11 protein-coding genes are annotated in these 17,187 nt (G+C 38.8%); 2 read left to right on the forward strand and 9 right to left on the reverse strand.

The window, feature by feature from the left end; all coding sequences use genetic code 11:
• Window positions 1–33 precede the first annotated feature (33 nt).
• The 4 genes from AABK36_RS05285 to AABK36_RS05300 all read right to left on the reverse strand — a co-directional run bounded on the left by AABK36_RS05285 (window position 34) and on the right by AABK36_RS05300 (window position 5,449).
• Window positions 34–1,686 (reverse strand): FAD-dependent oxidoreductase, encoded by a 1,653-nt coding sequence (locus AABK36_RS05285; RefSeq protein ID WP_309941923.1) that lies wholly within the window; start codon window positions 1,684–1,686, stop codon window positions 34–36.
• A gap of 171 nt (window positions 1,687–1,857) precedes the next feature.
• Window positions 1,858–3,816 carry a hypothetical protein gene (locus AABK36_RS05290; RefSeq protein WP_309941925.1) on the reverse strand — a complete coding sequence of 653 codons (1,959 nt, stop codon included), beginning with the start codon at window positions 3,814–3,816 and terminating at the stop codon, window positions 1,858–1,860.
• 15 nt (window positions 3,817–3,831) lie between these two features.
• Window positions 3,832–4,818 (reverse strand): FecR family protein, encoded by a 987-nt coding sequence (locus AABK36_RS05295; RefSeq protein WP_309941927.1) that lies wholly within the window; start codon window positions 4,816–4,818, stop codon window positions 3,832–3,834.
• Between the two features lie 52 nt (window positions 4,819–4,870).
• Entirely contained in the window at window positions 4,871–5,449 is a 579-nt protein-coding gene (locus AABK36_RS05300) for an RNA polymerase sigma-70 factor (protein WP_309941930.1), read from the reverse strand.
• A 202-nt stretch (window positions 5,450–5,651) separates the two neighbouring features.
• Between AABK36_RS05300 and AABK36_RS05305 the strand changes: the two genes are divergently transcribed.
• Window positions 5,652–6,722, forward strand: a complete 1,071-nt coding sequence (locus tag AABK36_RS05305) for a hypothetical protein (protein ID WP_309941932.1) — start codon at window positions 5,652–5,654, stop codon at window positions 6,720–6,722.
• Between the two features lie 38 nt (window positions 6,723–6,760).
• Here the strand turns inward: AABK36_RS05305 and AABK36_RS05310 are convergent, their stop codons facing one another.
• Both AABK36_RS05310 and AABK36_RS05315 read right to left on the reverse strand, forming a co-directional pair.
• Window positions 6,761–7,504: a LytR/AlgR family response regulator transcription factor gene (locus AABK36_RS05310; RefSeq protein WP_309941935.1), complete on the reverse strand. Its 744-nt coding sequence runs from the start codon at window positions 7,502–7,504 to the stop codon at window positions 6,761–6,763.
• A gap of 2 nt (window positions 7,505–7,506) precedes the next feature.
• The gene (locus tag AABK36_RS05315) at window positions 7,507–8,511 is read right to left on the reverse strand and encodes a sensor histidine kinase (protein WP_309941937.1); all 1,005 of its coding nucleotides are present in this window, start codon (window positions 8,509–8,511) and stop codon (window positions 7,507–7,509) included.
• 301 nt (window positions 8,512–8,812) lie between these two features.
• Here AABK36_RS05315 and AABK36_RS05320 point away from each other — a divergent pair, with 301 nt between their 5' ends.
• Window positions 8,813–11,101, forward strand: coding sequence for a TonB-dependent receptor (locus AABK36_RS05320; protein ID WP_309941938.1), 2,289 nt, complete (start codon window positions 8,813–8,815; stop codon window positions 11,099–11,101).
• Between the two features lie 91 nt (window positions 11,102–11,192).
• Here AABK36_RS05320 and AABK36_RS05325 read toward each other — a convergent pair whose 3' ends face one another.
• Genes AABK36_RS05325 through AABK36_RS05335 form a run of 3 tightly spaced genes read right to left on the reverse strand, consistent with a single transcriptional unit; the run spans window position 11,193 to window position 16,831 of the window.
• Window positions 11,193–12,266 carry an efflux RND transporter periplasmic adaptor subunit gene (locus AABK36_RS05325; RefSeq protein WP_309941939.1) on the reverse strand — a complete coding sequence of 358 codons (1,074 nt, stop codon included), beginning with the start codon at window positions 12,264–12,266 and terminating at the stop codon, window positions 11,193–11,195.
• 12 nt (window positions 12,267–12,278) lie between these two features.
• Window positions 12,279–15,440 carry an efflux RND transporter permease subunit gene (locus tag AABK36_RS05330; protein ID WP_309941941.1) on the reverse strand — a complete coding sequence of 1,054 codons (3,162 nt, stop codon included), beginning with the start codon at window positions 15,438–15,440 and terminating at the stop codon, window positions 12,279–12,281.
• Window positions 15,437–16,831: a TolC family protein gene (locus AABK36_RS05335; protein ID WP_309941942.1), complete on the reverse strand. Its 1,395-nt coding sequence runs from the start codon at window positions 16,829–16,831 to the stop codon at window positions 15,437–15,439. Before AABK36_RS05335 ends, AABK36_RS05330 begins: the two co-directional genes overlap by 4 nt.
• Window positions 16,832–17,187 lie beyond the last annotated feature (356 nt).

A 17,187-nucleotide genomic window follows, 5' to 3' on the forward strand; every position in this document is an offset into this window, starting at 1 on the left:
GAAAAGCCTTATTTCATAAGCGCAAAAATAGGCTTAGCTTTTAGCCATCAGGTAAAGTTTGTAGTTTTTATACCCGCCTGAGAGGTTGAAGACTTGTCGGAACCCCAGGTTTTGAAGAAGATTCTGAGCAGCGTTTCCAGTGACTCCTTTATTGCAATGAACGACAACTTTAGCATGCTTTTCAATTTGATTATATTTTTCCCTAAGTTCTGGCAAAGGAATATTGATAGCGCCTTCTATATGGCCGTCATTATATTGTTTGGAGGATCTTACGTCCACCACTTGATAATCTTGCCTGTTTTTTAGAAGCTCATAGGGAGTAATGATTGGATTGGAGTTTTTGACCGCATTATTCAGAACCATGCCTGAGTAATGCACAGGGTCTTTGGTCGTTGAAAATGGAGGCGCGTAAGCAAGGTCTAAATGGAACAGCTGTTCAGCAGTAGCTCCAAAAGTAATTGCCGTGGCGATAACATCTATGCGTTTGTCAACACCATTTTTTCCAATGATTTGAGCTCCTAGGATTTTGCCCGTATCTTTGTCAGCGATCATTTTTATCATCATTTCTGAGGAACTTGCAAAGTATTCGGTCTGATTGGGTTTGAAGTTGTGATGTACTGCGATATTGTATCCTTTGTTGCGTGCTTCTTCTTCTGTGAAGCCAGTCGTAGCGACAGATAAGTCGAATACTTTGAATATTCCAGTCCCTAGTATTCCTTCAAATTTTAGAGACCCGCCAGTAATATGATCTCCGCATATTCTTCCCATTTTATTGGCCGTGGAGCCTAATGGCACCCATACTGGTTCAAAATCTATTCTTGAATAAGCGACAGCGCAATCACCAACAGCATAGATATTGTCAATGCTGGTTTGCATGTGTTCATTGACCCTTATCGCACCGTGGACGCTGGTTTGCAGGTTAATGTTTTTAGCCAATTCAGTCTGAGGTTTTACTCCTGTGCTGACAATTACAAGATCGGCTTTTATTTGCTTTCCGGATTTTAGTTCTACGAATTTATTTTCGTTGAAATGAAGAATGCTATCAGCTGTTTCGTTGCCGTAAAACTCGATTTTTTTATTTTTCAATTCCTTGAGAATATGCACGGACACATCTGGATCCAGAGCGGGCATAGGCAAAGCCTCCATTTCTATTATGGACACTTTCAAGCCTCTGTTCTGAAGGTTTTCCGCCATTTCCAATCCAATGTAACCCGATCCGATGATTGCCGCATGCTTTGGTGCGTGATTGGAAATAAAGTTTAAGATTGAATCAGCTTGGTGGACATTTCTGAGCGAGAAGACATGTTTTTGATTCAAGTTTTTTATCGGAGGGATGAATGGAGTAGCTCCTGTGGCCAATACCAGTTTGTCATATTTGTCCTGAAAGAGGTCTCCAGTAGCCAGATTTCGAATTGTTAATGTTTGGGTGGAAGGGTTTATGTCAATAACTTCATGTTGGGTATTGATATCGATGTTGAATCTTTTTTTAAACCAACTTGGAGTTCTTGGAGTAAGGTTGTCTCTTTTAATGTAGTCTTCGCCGATATAGTATGGAAGCCCGCAGCCTGAATAACTAATGTCAGAATCTTTTTCATAGATCGTTATTTCGACATTTTCTTGATTTCTTCTAGCTTTAGCGGCTACGGAAGTTCCCGCAGCCACAGATCCGATGATGATGATTTTCATGAATATGCGATTAGGTTGATATCTTATCTACACTTTTGAAATGAAAGAGTTTGTATTTGTTTTGGTTATTGATATATCGCAATATTACGATTATTGTTTTTCTATAAAAGCATTGCCCAGTATATTTTAACTTAGGGAATGGAAATTCTTATTAATTCAAAGGTATTTCTTCTAAAAAATAAATCTTAAGCCTCCGCTGCCTCCCCACCATAGTGTGGCTCTGGTATCGCCAAAGGTGTAATTTTTGATGCTAAGGCCTTCTCTTCGAGTTAATTCCAGAAGGTTAGGCGCATCTTCTTCATAAAACTGCATGGACAAGGATCCGTTGGCGAACACTTCAAAATGCTTCGAAAATTGATAGTTCAGCCCTACTATAAATCTGCCCATGAAATTGGTTTGAGTGATGTCAATTTCCTCAAGGTTGATTTTGATAGCATGCAGTTCCGTGTTGACGCTTAGTTTGTTGACGATAGAAATATTGCTTCCTATTCCATAGCTGAATGTCCAAGCAAAAGGCTCTTGGCCAATCAGCCATCCAAATCCTAATATGTTGTAAAAGGCTTTTTGACCTGTTTTGAAGTTCAGATTCAGCAAGCCAATTTCATTATAAGACATGTCAAAAGCTTGATAACCATTTTTGATAAATGAAAGCAAACCTATGGAAATACCGCTATTCTGGTGCTTTATGGCATTGAACAAGCCAATCTGGACACCGGAAAGAGTATCGGCCAAGTTGATCATGCTAAACTGAAAACCGTCAACGGAGCCTGATATATTGAGCAATGACGATATTTGAGCACCGGAAACCTCGCCTTTGTTGAGCAACGCGGAGAATTGAAGGCCTTTGATATGGCTTTTGGCCCAATTGAATCCTGCGGTAAATTGTACGCCCTTTATTTCATTATTTGCCAAATTATAGAATCCGCTAAGTTGAAAACCTGAGAAGGCTTCTTTCTTCCCTGAGTGATTGTTGAATCCCGAAATTTGCCAGCCAGAGCCGCCTTGGCAGAAATTCCCAAAACCGCCAATTTGCAAGCCTTTGAGTTTTCCTGAGCTTGAGTTGGTGAATCCTGCTATCTGACAACCAGTGATTTCTCTTGTCGCGACATTTGCAAATCCTGATATTTGCAAGCCACTGGCTCTTAAAGTAGCGACATTTGTCAAGCCTGATATTTGGCAACCGAAAGCATTGCCTCCAGTGATATTGCATAATCCCGCCATTTGAAATCCTTTGACATCGTATTTCTCAAAATTAGCCAGTGGGCTAACTTCCACTCCATTGAGACCTCCGGCGTATCCTGCGTAAAGATTGAAAGATACGGAATTTTCAGTCATGCGATTATAAGGGCCATTGGTGCTTACTATAGGAATCACGCTGAACTGAACAGGTGAGCTTAACAAATTTTCAGCGGGGTTTTCATTTAGAATATATTTTTTAGGCACGAACAGGTTTTTCCATTGAGTACCTTTTTCCAGTTTCAAGTCGATATAAACCGCTGAATTGAGATTTTTTGACTTTTCAATTTGGGCAAGTATTTCGTATGATCTGTTTGGCATAGGCTTCAATCCCAATGTCAAGTCTTGATCGGATTTTAGTTTGAAGTTGAATTTTTTCTCTTCATAGCCTTCGCTCAGAGCTTTAAGTTGAAAGAGAAAGTCTGTGGTCGGGACTATGATGGAAAATTCTCCTTGCGCGTCAGTTTTAGCGATTTCTCCCAATATATCGTCTATGAGGACGGCATTCGCAACAGGGTTTTGTGTGATTTCGTCAATGATCTTGCCATTAAGCTTGAGCAAAGTAGGCTTGGATTTGTCTTTGGATTTTGGAAAAAAAATGACAATATCATCCTTGATTTTGTAGTCAATAGCCGATTGGTTTGAAATCTGATCCAATGCGGCGATTAGCTGTATCTCGGGAGATAAAAGCGTTATATTGAGGTTTTCGTTGGCCAAATTGGCGTTATAAGCGTAATCAAAATGCGCTTGATTGCTCAAATCGGAAATGACCATGCCCAGAGGCTCTTCTTGATAGCCGGCTTTGACGATCTTGTTCAGCAAATTTCCTTTTTGAGCGTATGATTGTAGTATCGAGCTTAATATAAACGCAACTACGAAAAATAACCTATGCATAGAATTAAGTTCGAACTAATGAATATAGTAAACGCTATCTTTTAAAGTGACTTTTACATTGTAAGTGGATTCAAGTGAGTTGAATACTTTTTGTATTGTCGGATCATGAAACTTGCCGTTGAATGTTTTGCTGTTAAGCTTGGCGCTTTCATTGACGATTTTGACGTCGAAAATATCTTCAATGTCCGCGATTACTTCAGGCATAGGCGTATTGGCAAAGGAAATTATATTGCCGCTTTTCCATGCGAAAATATTGTTTGTAAGCATTTTATGTTCAGAAATCGACTTGGAACTATTGCTGTACTCGCCGATATTATTTTTTGTAAGCAATATTCCTTTGACAGAATCTTCCATGCTTTTGTTTTTGTACATCCAAACTTTGCCTTCCTGTACGGCGACTTGGGTTTTGTTTTTTTCGATATCCACTGAAAATTGAGTGCCCAATACTTTGACATTGATATTTTGGGTGTGCACGACAAATGGGCGTTGGGAATCTTTAGTAACATCAAAGAAGGCTTTTCCTTCGAGACGTATTTCTCTGGCTATTTGGTTGAAATTTTCAGGAAATTGGATTTTGGAGTCTACAGCGATCGTGACAATAGAGCTATCAGGAAGACTATAATTAATAGGGTGGTCCTCATGATTGGTGACATGATTCCAAGCTATTTGGACAGGCTCGCTAGTATTTTTTCTTAATAACAAAAAAGTTATCACGGTGCCCAATACTATCGCCGCCGCTGATGCATAAGCCCACCAGGGAGTGATTTTTCGAGAGGCAACTGTGGGTTTAACATTCTCCCATGCCTTGTTCTCGTCAATTGCATTGAAGGTTTCATGGCTAGCGCTATCTTCGCTTTCATTCCAGATAAGCATGAAGTCGTCGAAATACTTTTTATTATCCGCATTCATTGAAAGCCAATTCTGAAGAATTTTGTCTTCTTCGGAGCTGGTTTCCTTGAGAATATGCTTTATGATTAGGTTGTCGATTTCCTCTTGTGTCATTTTAGATCTTCTTACTTGATAATAAGATACTTGATTCGTGTTTTACCCCTATTTACTTTTTGAAAAAAATACTGAAAAAAACTAATATCGCCGGCAAATATTCTTTTAAGGCTTCACGCATGTGTCTTAAAGCTTTGCCCATTTGGTTTTCAACAGTTTTGGGTGAAATATTCAATTTGTCAGCTATTTCTTTGTACTTAAGCCCTTCGTTTCTGCTCATCTCAAAAACTTTTCTTCTTTGTTCAGGCAGGCTGGATATCGTTTCATGAATTTTAGCTTGCAACTCGTTTTTTTCAATTGTTTGATCTTCAACCGAATCCGAACTGTTGGTTTTGATGACCTTGTGATGTTCAGAGTGAAGTTGACGAGTTTGGATTTCCTTTAGGCTATTTAGCCGAGTAGCGGTATACAAATATGATTTGAAAGAGCTGTGAATATTCAGATTGCTTCTTTTTTCCCAAAGTTTGCAAAAAAGCTCTTGCACAACTTCCTCGGCAAGATCATAGGATTGCAGATGTTTGGCGGAAAAGAGGCATAAGTTTTTGTAGTGCCTTTTGAATAGCACTTCATAAGCGTTTACGTCTCCTGATTTGAATTTTTCAAGCAGTATGTCGTCTTCCAGATTTTTCAATTTTCAAAAAAGTACTTAAAGGTTATTGGATTATCGATTCATCGAAGGGCAAATTTCCTGCTGCAAAGATGCGGCAAAAAAAATATTTACAAAAATTTTCAGTCATGAGTGGGGGTGTTTGAAAGTTTGCGAATCATAGTGTTGAAAAGGGACGAATTAGTCCTGCGATTACAAAATGCAAAATATTAAATTTTAAGATAAGATGAAAAGAGTACTAACACTAGCAGCAGCTATCGTAATGATTTTTTTGAATGGCAGATCTTTCGGGCAAGAGAAAGTCAATACCTTGGGGCAAGTTTCTTTCGCCTATCCTATTGGAACCAATGGGTTCGAATCCATGGATTATGTAAATGACTTTTCTTTCAATATTATCTATGGTATGAATGGAGGAGTGAATGGTTTTGAGTTGGGTTCGGTAATGAACTACAATCAAGGAAATGTGAGTGGATTTCAGATAGGAGGTGTGACGAATATCACTATGGGGTATCAGAAAGGCTTTAGCCTTTCAGGGGTTGCTAATATTGTCAAGGATAGTATTGATGGTTTTGGGCTTTCAGGCGTAGCGAACTTGATGAATGCGAACTCTAAAGGTGTGTTTATTTCCGGAGCTGCGAATTTGGCTAAAGGAAATGTAAAAGGTTTTCAATTGAGTACGATCAACGTTACTAATGGCGAATTGGACGGATTTGGATTAGGAGTTGTCAATGTTACTCGAAAGCTTAAAGGAGCTCAGTTTGGAGTAGTGAATGTCGTTGGAAGCGAAGAAGGCGCTACTCCTATAGGTTTGATAAATGTTGTAAAAGGCGGTTTGTATGAAATAGAATTGGCAGGTGGAGAAGCTCTTTATGCCAATGTGAACTTTAAGATGGGTGTTGAGAAGTTTTATACGATTTTTAAAGCAGGTTACTCGACGCACAAAGGCGAGGACATATTTAGTTATGGTTTAGGTTTTGGTACCAATATCGCTTTGTCTTCGACTCGCAAGCATAATTTAGTGTTTGATCTTAGCGCGAATCAATTGGTTAGAGCTTGGGACTGGGACTATGACGAAATCAATTTGTTGAATAAGTTGGATATTACTTACAAGTACAGATTGAATGATCACATTTCATTTTTTGCGGGTCCTTCATTCAATGTCTATGTGACTGGATTGAAAGTGGATGGTGAGTATGGCTCATTGGAAATTCCTTATACCCTTTTTGAATCAGAAAGCAGCAAGAATAAAACTTATGGATGGATTGGCGCGAATGCAGGTGTGTCGTTCCGACTTTAAAATTTGCCAAGGCTGAGTAGGAAGAATTCTTCTCAGCCTTATTTTTTTTCAAAAATCTCCAATACTTTATTTCTGTAGCTGAGTCCCACAGGAATTTTTGATTGTCCTACCGTTAGCTCATTGCCGTATAAGCTTTTGATCTGTTTGATTGATACGATAAAAGATTTATGAACTCTAATGAATTGCTCTTCAGGAAGCTCCATTTCAAGTTTCTTTAAGGAGGAAATGCATGATATTTCATCATCATGAGTATGGAAAATGACATATTCTCTTTGGCTTTCCAAATATACCAAGTCGCTGTAATTGATCTTGTAGTAATGATGATTTGCTTTGACGCTTATGTACTCCGTGTATGTGGATACATATTTATATCCAGTATCTGAAGATTCTTCATGTGGCATTGAGGCTACATCTTTAGCTTCTTGATAGTATTTGATTACTTTGTTGATCGTTTGAAGGAATCTAGTAAAGACAATGGGTTTTAGCAAATAGTCGAATACGCCCAATTCATATCCCTTAAGAGCATGTTCGGAGTATGCTGTGGTAAACACGGTTAGTGGTTTTTGTGGTAATGATTCCAATAGCTCTATGCCTGTGATATCGGGCATTTGAATATCCAAAAACATCAAGTCGGGAGTATCCGTGCTAAGAAAGTTTAGTGCCTCTAATGGATTATTGAATTCTCCTACAAGCTCAAGTTGAGGGATTTTGCTGATATACTCTATGAGAAGCTGCCTTACCATGCGTTCATCCTCCACGACGATAGTTCTGATTTTTTCCATGTTTAGAGAGTTATTTTAAGTTGTAGAGAATAAACGTTTGTAGACTGATCTACGGATAACTCGTAGCGGTTTTTATAACGAAGTTCCAGCCTTTTTTGAATATTTTCAATGCCAATGCCTCCATTAGTGTTCGAAGCTGTATTGGCCTTGCTTAGACTATTTTGAATATTAAAGGTTAATTGCTTATTGGTTTGAGTGAATTCTATATTGATGTATGCGTCATCATATTTGTCAATACCGCTGTACTTGAAGGCATTTTCCACTAAAGGCTCCAAAAGCATGGGTTCTATCTTGGTGTCAGGAGTTTGAATATTGGCAGTGAATTTAACATTTTCCGGATGATTTATTTTCATCAATTGGAACCCTATGAAGCTATTAAGGTAGTCAAGTTCTTTTTGCAAGCTTACTTCTTCCTCGTTGCATTCATATAGAAGATATCGGAGCATATCGGAAAGCTTGGCAATATTTTCAGTAGTACCCTCCATTTTCATATAGCTCATGGTATAAAGGCTACTGAGGGCGTTGAATAGAAAGTGAGGATTGATTTGAGACTTGAGAAACTTCAACTCTGTTTGCATTTTTTGCTCGGCAAGCTCTCTTTTTTGCTTGTCTTTCTTTTTATCACGCTCTTGAAGTTCGTAAAGAAGGTTAATAAAGATCAGCACAAAAATAGCTGGAGAAACTAAAAAAATTCCATCCAAGAAGCTTTCATGAAACTCATTGAAGCTGAAATCAGGGTTTTTGAGCCATTCTTCAAGCTCCTCAAGCAACTTTTCATACACAGAGTTTTCAATTTGGGTAAAGGCGAACATATCAACGAAATAGTCAATCGTTCCTGCGCAAGCTAATAACGCAATCAAACAGATGATATAAAGGCCGATTTTTTTATTCTCTATTAAAATAAATTGGGGCAATAGAATCTTTTTATTGATCCAAAAAGCGACGACAAGCACAATAAGTATCCCTGAGCTTCGAATAGCCGCATAGGTCGTTCCAAATGTATTCATGCTCAGAAAATAGATTATAAAAAATGCTATTGATATGAGAGCAATGATCAAAGGTTCTTTTAAGGATTTCTTTATCATTATCGATTTTTTGTTTCAAGGTATTCGATTGAGAGTGAATCATAAAATATTATCTACGAAATAGTCTTGGCAAAGGATGAAATATATGATGCATGCCATCAACTGTGATTTATGATCTATGAAGCTTTTCATATGACTTATAACCCTGTGTGTAGATAACTTTTTTAGAGTAGCTGGAGCTTTTAGAAATTCAAATTCAGTTGAGCTAAAAACCATATTAATTATGTCAAGAAATCTATTTAGTTTAGTAGCGATCATGCTATTGTCGATAGCAAATTTTTCCGCTTATAGCCAGTATGTCATTAAAGGCAAAGTTGTCAATAAAAGCAATGAGGCGCAGCCTTTTGCTAATATTGTGGTGAAGTCCGAAGATAAAACCCAGCTTGTCAAAGGAGGTACTAGTAGCATGGATGGCAGTTTTTCGGTGTCATTGGATGAAAAAGGCAAGTATTTTTTTCAAGTGTCTATGATGGGATATGAAACTTACGCAGTTGAAAGCTTGGAGGTTTTAGACAAAACCACTGATATGGGAACCGTGAAATTGGAAGATGCTTTGGAGATGCTAGAGGCTGTGTCGGTAACTTCGACTAGGCAAGCTGTGCAAGTCAGTCCGGGTATGCAGACGATCAATGTAACCTCTGAGTTGCTGTCGTTGGGAGGGAATGCCGAAGCTTTATTGAAAGCTGTTCCGGCAGTGGAAATATCGCCCAAAGGAAATATCGAAGTCAGAGGGAGTTCGAATATTTTGTTTTTGATTAATGGGAAGCGTTCGGTTATGGGAATGAACCCTAAGCAATTATTGAAAATGTTGCCATTGTCAGCAATAGAACGGGTGGAGGTGATTACAACTCCTTCTCCTAAATACGATAGCGAGGGAGTTGATTCGATCATCAATATTATTTTGAAGAAGGGAGCAATGGATGGTTTTGGAATGAGCGCTGGAGTTGAGTGGAGCCCTAATCCTTCTATGTTTGGAGGAAATATGATGGCGTCTTATCGCAAGGGAGATTGGAATGTTACTGGTGCTTTTGGGTATTTTACAGAAAACTATCCTTATGAAGTGGATAATGAAAGAATCGGTGAAGGGGTTGGATTGGTTCAGAAAGGCGATGGCAAAGAAAAAACGCAAGGTTATTTCACGTCGATTAATTTGGGGTATGAGATCAGCGAGGGAGAGAGCTTGGATTTTGAAGTTGGTCATATGAATTTTGAACAGCGGTCGGATCTCACTCAGAAAAACAGTTTTGGGGAAAACCAAAGTTCAATTGTGGACACGAAGTCCAATATAGATTTCAAAGGAACTGAAATGTCCTTGAATTATGGGAAGGAATTTACAAAAGCCAGAAAACTGGATATGTTGTCGAATTTTTCATTTGGCAAAAGCGATGGAGAGAATAATATTGTCGAGCAAGGAATTGAAAGCAATCAAACGCTTATTCACAATAATGCAAAGTATAGAATGGGTGAAATCAAGCTTGATTACATAGATTCTTTGGGCAGTAGGATAAAGTTGGAATCAGGAATGTCGGCAAATTTATTAAGTTTCAATGTGGATCAGAATAATGAAAGAAGCGACTTTCAGGAAAGGTATAAGTTTTTGCAACAGCAATATGCTCTGTATGCCATGGCTAAGATCAGTTTCAATAAATTGATGATCGGAGTGGGGGGGAGATTGCAGTATTTCAATAGTGATGGGAAAGAGCAAGTGAACAATGTGGATATTGACCAATCTTTCGTAAATCCTTTGCCAAATGTAATGCTTCAATACAATATTTCGGAAGGTAAACATTTCCATATCGTATCGATGATTTATAATAAAAAGATCAACAGGCCTTCTTATGAGCAACTTAACCCTGTGATGAATATTGAAGATCCTTATAATGTTGTTCAAGGGAATATAAATCTAAAGCCCGAAAAAGTGCATAATATGGAGTTGTTTCATCAGATCAGAACTGACAAGCTTCAGTTTTCTACGACGATTTTTGGAAGAAACACTCAAGATGTCATTCAGCGAATAAATACGTTGAAAGATGATGTGGTGTTGACGACATTTGAAAATTACTCTCAATCTTATGCTTTGGGTATAGAAAATAAGTCGGAATGGGAACCTATGGAAATGTTGGAGTTTTCAGCGGGTTTCACAGCTCAAAAGCGCTGGTTCCCAGACGCTAAAAGTTCCACGGTGGATATGAATAAAACGGGTTATGCCTTTAGCGCGAATGGTAGCGTGACTGTTCGTACTGGTTCAGGGCCAACAGTGACTTTGAGGGGGAATTATTTTGGGAAGAATGTTCAAGCATTTTCATACAGAGAGGCTTATTCGAAGTTTGATATTAATGTATCTCAAAATATATTGAAGGGCTTGGTTACTCTGGGGGTGAATGCTGAAGACTTGTTCAATAGCGCGGGCAAAGAGATTTGGGTAACTAATGGTGATGGCTTTGAGAACAGAACGAACTGGAGAACATTTTCGAGAAGAGTTTCATTTTCGATTTATTTTAACTTCATGTAATTCAGGTATAAAAGTGCAGTGTTAATGTGTATTTGAAGGAACTGGTAGTCATTGCCAGTTCCTTTTGCATATGATAATTGATTGTGATTGCTTAATTTATTTTTTGTCCATGAGTAATCTCTTCACTGCCCCTGAATAGGATCTGATCTCTTTCGTTGAGGTTGCCAAATACTTCTATGCTGTCTCCTTGTATAAGTCCTTTTTTGACTGATATTCTATTTGCTATGCCATTCTGAATAGAAATAAGAAATTGATCTTCCATCGCAGTGACAATAGCGGTTTTAGGCACAACAAATGAAAGGCCAGATCTTGAAATATTTAATTCGCCCGTGGCGTACATTCCTGCTTTGAGCTTATTTGAAGAGTTGATATGTTCAAACTCCCAAAGCTCTGTGCGTGTGTCGAAGTCGATTTCGCCTGATTTTCTTTTGAGTTTTGCTTCGAAAACTTTGTTGTGGATAGCATCTGTTTCAAATCTTAATATGCTGTCTTGTAAATGGAAGTTTACATAGCTTTCAGGCATGTAAAGATGCACACGGCTTGTGCTCATATCCATCAAGTGAAATAACTTGGACTTGCTATTGGTACTGACGAAATCTCCAATATTTATGAATCTTTTGCTTATTTGCCCGTCAAAAGGCGCTCTGATGACTAAATATTCCTTTAATTGAGCAAAAGAATTAACAGCAGAACTGGCGGATGTTAATGCGGACAGAGAAGCTTCCATATGCTTTTGAGCTTGGATCAAATCAGCATTAGAGATGATGCCATTCATCTTAGAAGCTTTAGTCAGGCGGTCAAAGTTGTCTTTGCTCGCTGCGTATACTGCTTGAGCTTCGTTCCGCTTGGCTTGAGCTTCCGCATAATTTGCAATGATTTCAGGGGCGTCAAGAATTAGCAAAATTTGACCTTTTTTGACAAAGTCGCCAATGTCTACTCTCAAATCTTTGATGTAGCCTTCCACTTTTGGGCTAATGATCGCTTCATCTTGAGGAAAAATTTCGACGGGAAGTTGAAGCGTTTTTTCAATCTTCTTTTTTTCCAGCTTAAAGGTCTTAAACTCTTTATTTGACGACGGCACAGTTTGTTTCTCTTTTGAGTCGCAACTGAATATGCTCATTAGAATGAGACAGCTTATAGATTGCCAATAAATTAATTTATTCATGACTTAATATTTTCAGTTTTTTAAATTTTTATGCTCTGCTGATCTGGCGTATTTGCTAAAGGAGTCTTCAGGATTGAGAGATTCGCTACTGTAGGGATGCTTACCGCAAAATGCATGGTAAAGCAATGGCAGGATTAGTAAGATGCTTATCATCGATGCGGCAAGTCCGCCAATTACAGCAAGCCCCAATGGTGCTACTTGATCGCCTCCTTCACCCATCGCTAACGCCATAGGGAGCATGCCGGACATCATCGCCAAGCCCGTCATTAGTATCGGACGTATTCTGTTCGCGGCGGCGGTTATATAGGCAGTTTCATCGCCTTCTTTTCTTAGATCTTCAGCATTGGTTATATAAAGCACTGCATTGGATACTGATACGCCGACTGCCATGATCATGCCCATGTAGGATTGAATGTTAAGGCTATGGCCAGTAGCGATGAGCAAAACTAATGAGCCTGCTATGACTAGTGGAAGAATCGAAAGAGAAGTAATCGCAGTTTTAAAGGATTGAAAACTAGCTGACAACATTAAGAAGATTACGATAATAGCTATGAACAAGCCTAATTGCAATTCATCTAAAGTTAAGTTTAGCAAGTCAGCTTGCCCTTTTTTGAGGATTTTCACGCCAGCGGGCAGGTTTTGGATAGAAGCGATAGCATTATCTAGATCTTTGATGGCGCTGCCCAAGTCTTTATCATGCGTATTGGCTGTTAATGTAATGTATCTTTGTTGGTTTAAGCGATCATATTCAGCTGGGGTTTGCAATTCTTTCCAACTAGCGACATCTCTGAAATAGATTTTCTTGCCATTTTTATTGGCAATAGGAACCATTTCAATGTCTTCAATTTTATTCATTTCATGTTGAGGATATTCAACTTGAACTTGGTAGGCAACTCCCGAATTGGGCTCTCGCCAATAATTGGGTTGGGTAAAACGACTGGAAGAAGTTGCTGTGACCAATGATTTCGAAATTTGCTCGACAGTAAGTCCTAACTTTGCCGCTTTTACTCGATCAATCTCCAGCTTAACACCGGGATAGTCCAAGGGAGTTGTGATTTGCACATCTCTATAGTATGGAATCTTTGATATTTTGTCTTTTAGTTGCTGAGCGACTTTCATAGATTCGGACAAGTTTTTACCCATGACAGCGACTTCAATAGGGTTGGTTGCTCCAAGGTTTATTACTTGATCGACGAGATCTCCCGGCTCAAAAGAAATGGAGGCTTCAGGATATTTTAAAGAAAAACGTTTTCTAAGTTCTTCTTTGAACTCCTCAATTGGGTAGTCGGCTTTTTTAGATAAATTGATTTTGATAACGGATTCATGAGGGCCTGAAGTCCAAAGGTGAATCAAGTTAACGGGAAAGCTTGAAGGCTGCGTACCTATGAAAGCGGAAGTTATGTCTAGATTATTTTCACCAACAATGCCTTTTGATATTTGGAGCAGATCCTTGGTCACTTCTTCTGTTCTTTCTATTCTTGTGCCTGTCGCTAATCTTAGCCTCACTTGAGTTTGCCCTGCATCCACTTTTGGAAATATATCCAAACCTATAATAAAAGCGCTGACACCAAGAATGAGCAATGAAACCGAAAAATAAGCGATGATTGAGCTTTTGCTGTTTCTTTTGAGCGACTTTAATAAGCTTAAATATTTTGATTTGAACCGCTCGAACTTGTCGCTTTCATGTTTGCTTGGGTCAAATTGCTTTAACAACCATATGGCAAGCACAGGCACAAAGGTCATGGATAATAAAAAGGAGGCAATCATCGAAAAGCCTACAGCCAAAGACATTGGCATAAACATGCCTTTGGGAACTCCTGACATGAATAATGCAGGCGCGAAAACAGCTAAAATACTGAAGAGTATCAGCAGTTTTGGTTTTACAATTTCTCTACAACCTGCTAAAACCGCTTCGGCTTTTGACTTTCCCATCTCTTGATGACGGTGTATGTTTTCGATAGTTACAGTCGCTTCATCGACAAGCATGCCGACAGAAAGCGCTAAGCCTCCCAAGGTCATGATATTGATAGTTTGTCCGATGAGGTTCAAGCCAATTACACTTGATAAGATAGCTATCGGTATGGTTAGCACGACAATTAGAGCTGATCTTTTATCTCCAAGGAAGAGCAATACCATCAAACCTGTTAATAGCGCGCCTAAAAAACCTTCGAATATCACACTCTTTAATGAATTGATTACATATCCTGATTGATCGAACTCATAAGAAACGTTTATGTCTTCGGGAACTGAAGCTTGCATATCGGGCAAGGCTTTTTTAACATTTTGAACCACTTCCCAAGTGGAGGCATCGGCTCTTTTGGTTACAGGAATATATACAGATCTAGCACCATTGACCAATGCATATCCTGTAGTTATATCAGCTCCTATGGATACATTGGCAATATCTTTAAGGTAAACATTAGCTCCTTTGCCTTGAGTCAAAGGAATGTTGCCAAACTCTTCGATATCTTCAACAACAGTGTTTTGAGCCGTAATGAGCATTTCATTATTTACGCCTATATTTCCCGCGGGAGAGATAATGTTTGATTGGGCAAGTGTCGTAACAATCTCATCTGGAGAGAAATTATATCTTCTCACTTTTTCAGGATCTACTTTTACCACAACTGTTTTGGATGAGCCTCCGAATGGGGGAGGAGCGGAAACGCCCGGCAACGTAGAGAACATTGGTCTGACTTTGAAAAGCGCCAAGTCGGCGATTTCTCCCAAGGTTCTTGTCTCTGATGAAAATACCAATTGGCCAACAGGCACGGAACCAGCGTCAAACCTTGTTACAAAAGGCGGAACAGTTCCTGGCGGCATGAATGCTCTTGATCTGTTGACGTATCCTACAACTTCTGCCGCTGCTTGGCTCATGTCCGTTCCTTCATGAAATTCGATTTTAATAAGCGCATTGCCTTGCACGGACTTGGATTCTACTTTTTTAACACCTGTGACATACAAAAAATGGTATTCATAATAGTTGGTGACAAATGACTCCATTTGTTCAGGTGACAGTCCGCCATAAGGTTGAGCAACATAAATTGTGGGTGACCCGAATGTCGGAAATATATCGATTTTCATATTCCTGATTGTAAGAATTGAAAATATTGCTATAGCTATTACGCCGACCATGATTGAAATCGGCTTGCTTAGTGATCCTTCTATTAATTTCATGGTAAGTTTTCGATTTGATGTAGAAACAGCTCCAAATCGCCTTCGACTAATGCGATTTTCAGCAGCGATTTCCATGCATTTAAATGAGCGTTGTTGAGTTTGGCTTGAGATTGCAACAACTCGTATTGGGATTGCATCAGTCCTGTATAATCCACAAGTCCTTCTTCATATCTGATCGTTAGAGCTTTGTAAGCAGATTCGCTAGCGTGAAATTCTTTAGGAACTTCTTGGGCTATATCAAGTGCGATTTGCAAGTTCTCAGCTTCTAAGGAAGCTTTTTTTGCGATATTATTTTCTATTTGCCTCTGGTATGATTGAGCTGATCTAAGGTATGCCTCTTGTTTGTTTTTCTCTGTTTTGTGCGTGGCTAGACTCATTAATGGCAATGAAAGCTGCAATCCTACGCCATAATTATATCGTTGCATATTCCAGCCATTGGAATGATTTACATTTCCCTCGAAATCCACTCCTGAGCCTCTCGCGTAAGTTGTTCCCCAAATTGAAATTTTTGGGAAGATATCTTTCTTCACTTCATCTAATTTGGCTTCAAAAGCATTAGTTTGGCTGATGGAAGCTTTAATCAAGGGGTTGTTGAGGAGGTTGATATCATCCTGATTCGGTGATAAAGGGAGGTTGCTAAAGATTTTTTCTTCGAATGCTATTTTGCTGAAATTATCTCTAGCCAAGAACTCTTTCAAGTTTTCGTTTTGTTCATTAAGAAGTCGTTTCAGTTGATAAAGCTCTGTTTTTGATTTGGAAAGCTCAGCGTGAAATTGCAAGCTGTCCACAGAAGGTTTTAGTCCAGCTTCGATAAGTGTTCGTGCTCTTAGCAGGTTGAAGCTATTTCGATCAACATTTTTCTCATAGGCCTCTATTAATTCTTGAGTGCCGGCGATTTCCAGATACAAGTACGCTACCTTGAATTGAATGCTGAGAATTTCATTGTCGACCATGGCAAGTTGTTTCTCATAATTGCTTTTTTCGTATTCGATAGCATTTTTTCGTTGCCCAAAAGTTATAGGATTCCATCTCATGGTTAAACCTACTCCGGACCCTATCGTAGGTCCATAATTGTCATCAGATGGAGGCCCTGAAATAGGAATGTTGTTGCCTGGATAATTCATTCCTGTAATATTATTGTACGTGGCGAAATTGGCATCATATCCAATGTCAAGGGTTGGCAGCAGGCTTTTCTTTTCTAAGCTGATGTTGGCCTTTTGAGCTTCAGCTTCAGCTTGTTTTGCTGCTATGGCTGGGTAATTCTTTTCAGCGATTTTCAGCAAATCACTCAAGCTTTCTTGACTTAGAGCATTGTATGGCATTATTCCCGCAAGAACAAGTAATAGCAGGATTCTGAGTTGAGTAGGAATCTTACTTTTTCTGAATATCATTTGCATCTTGTTTATTCTTAAATTCCATGTCCAAAGAGTTATGGAATTGCACAATTGATTTTATCCAGATGGCATGTATTTAAATGCTTCTGGATTTGTACTATTTGAATTGAATTTCAATGATGCAAGAATACGGACGATGCCTGTCAATCAATGGTCGATTTGAAAAAAGTGTGGTATGGCTGAGCATGACAGGTTTTGCTCCAGAATTAAGAGTGGTAGAGTAATGATGATGTTTATTGTAGGAATGATTTGAAAAAAAAGGAATAAAGCACTACTTAGCTCTTATTGTTTTTGACTTTAATCTTAGAAAAGTAACTTAGCGAAGGCTTTATGAGCAAAATTTATTTCATGTT

It is taken from the genome of Aureibacter tunicatorum, from assembly GCF_036492635.1.
Classification (GTDB): Bacteria; Bacteroidota; Bacteroidia; order Cytophagales; family Cyclobacteriaceae; genus Aureibacter; species Aureibacter tunicatorum.

Excerpts from the sequence above, each read along its gene's own strand:
- AABK36_RS05315 (WP_309941937.1), bottom strand. The coding sequence starts at position 8,511 with ATGAATACATTTGGAACGACCTATGCGGCTATTCGAAGCTCAGGGATA.
- AABK36_RS05325 (WP_309941939.1), bottom strand. The coding sequence starts at position 12,266 with ATGAATAAATTAATTTATTGGCAATCTATAAGCTGTCTCATTCTAATG.
- AABK36_RS05310 (WP_309941935.1), bottom strand. The coding sequence starts at position 7,504 with ATGGAAAAAATCAGAACTATCGTCGTGGAGGATGAACGCATGGTAAGG.
- AABK36_RS05295 (WP_309941927.1), bottom strand. The coding sequence starts at position 4,818 with ATGACACAAGAGGAAATCGACAACCTAATCATAAAGCATATTCTCAAG.
- AABK36_RS05335 (WP_309941942.1), bottom strand. The coding sequence starts at position 16,831 with ATGATATTCAGAAAAAGTAAGATTCCTACTCAACTCAGAATCCTGCTA.
- AABK36_RS05330 (WP_309941941.1), bottom strand. The coding sequence starts at position 15,440 with ATGAAATTAATAGAAGGATCACTAAGCAAGCCGATTTCAATCATGGTC.
- AABK36_RS05285 (WP_309941923.1), bottom strand. The coding sequence starts at position 1,686 with ATGAAAATCATCATCATCGGATCTGTGGCTGCGGGAACTTCCGTAGCC.
- AABK36_RS05290 (WP_309941925.1), bottom strand. The coding sequence starts at position 3,816 with ATGCATAGGTTATTTTTCGTAGTTGCGTTTATATTAAGCTCGATACTA.
- AABK36_RS05320 (WP_309941938.1), top strand. The coding sequence starts at position 8,813 with ATGTCAAGAAATCTATTTAGTTTAGTAGCGATCATGCTATTGTCGATA.
- AABK36_RS05305 (WP_309941932.1), top strand. The coding sequence starts at position 5,652 with ATGAAAAGAGTACTAACACTAGCAGCAGCTATCGTAATGATTTTTTTG.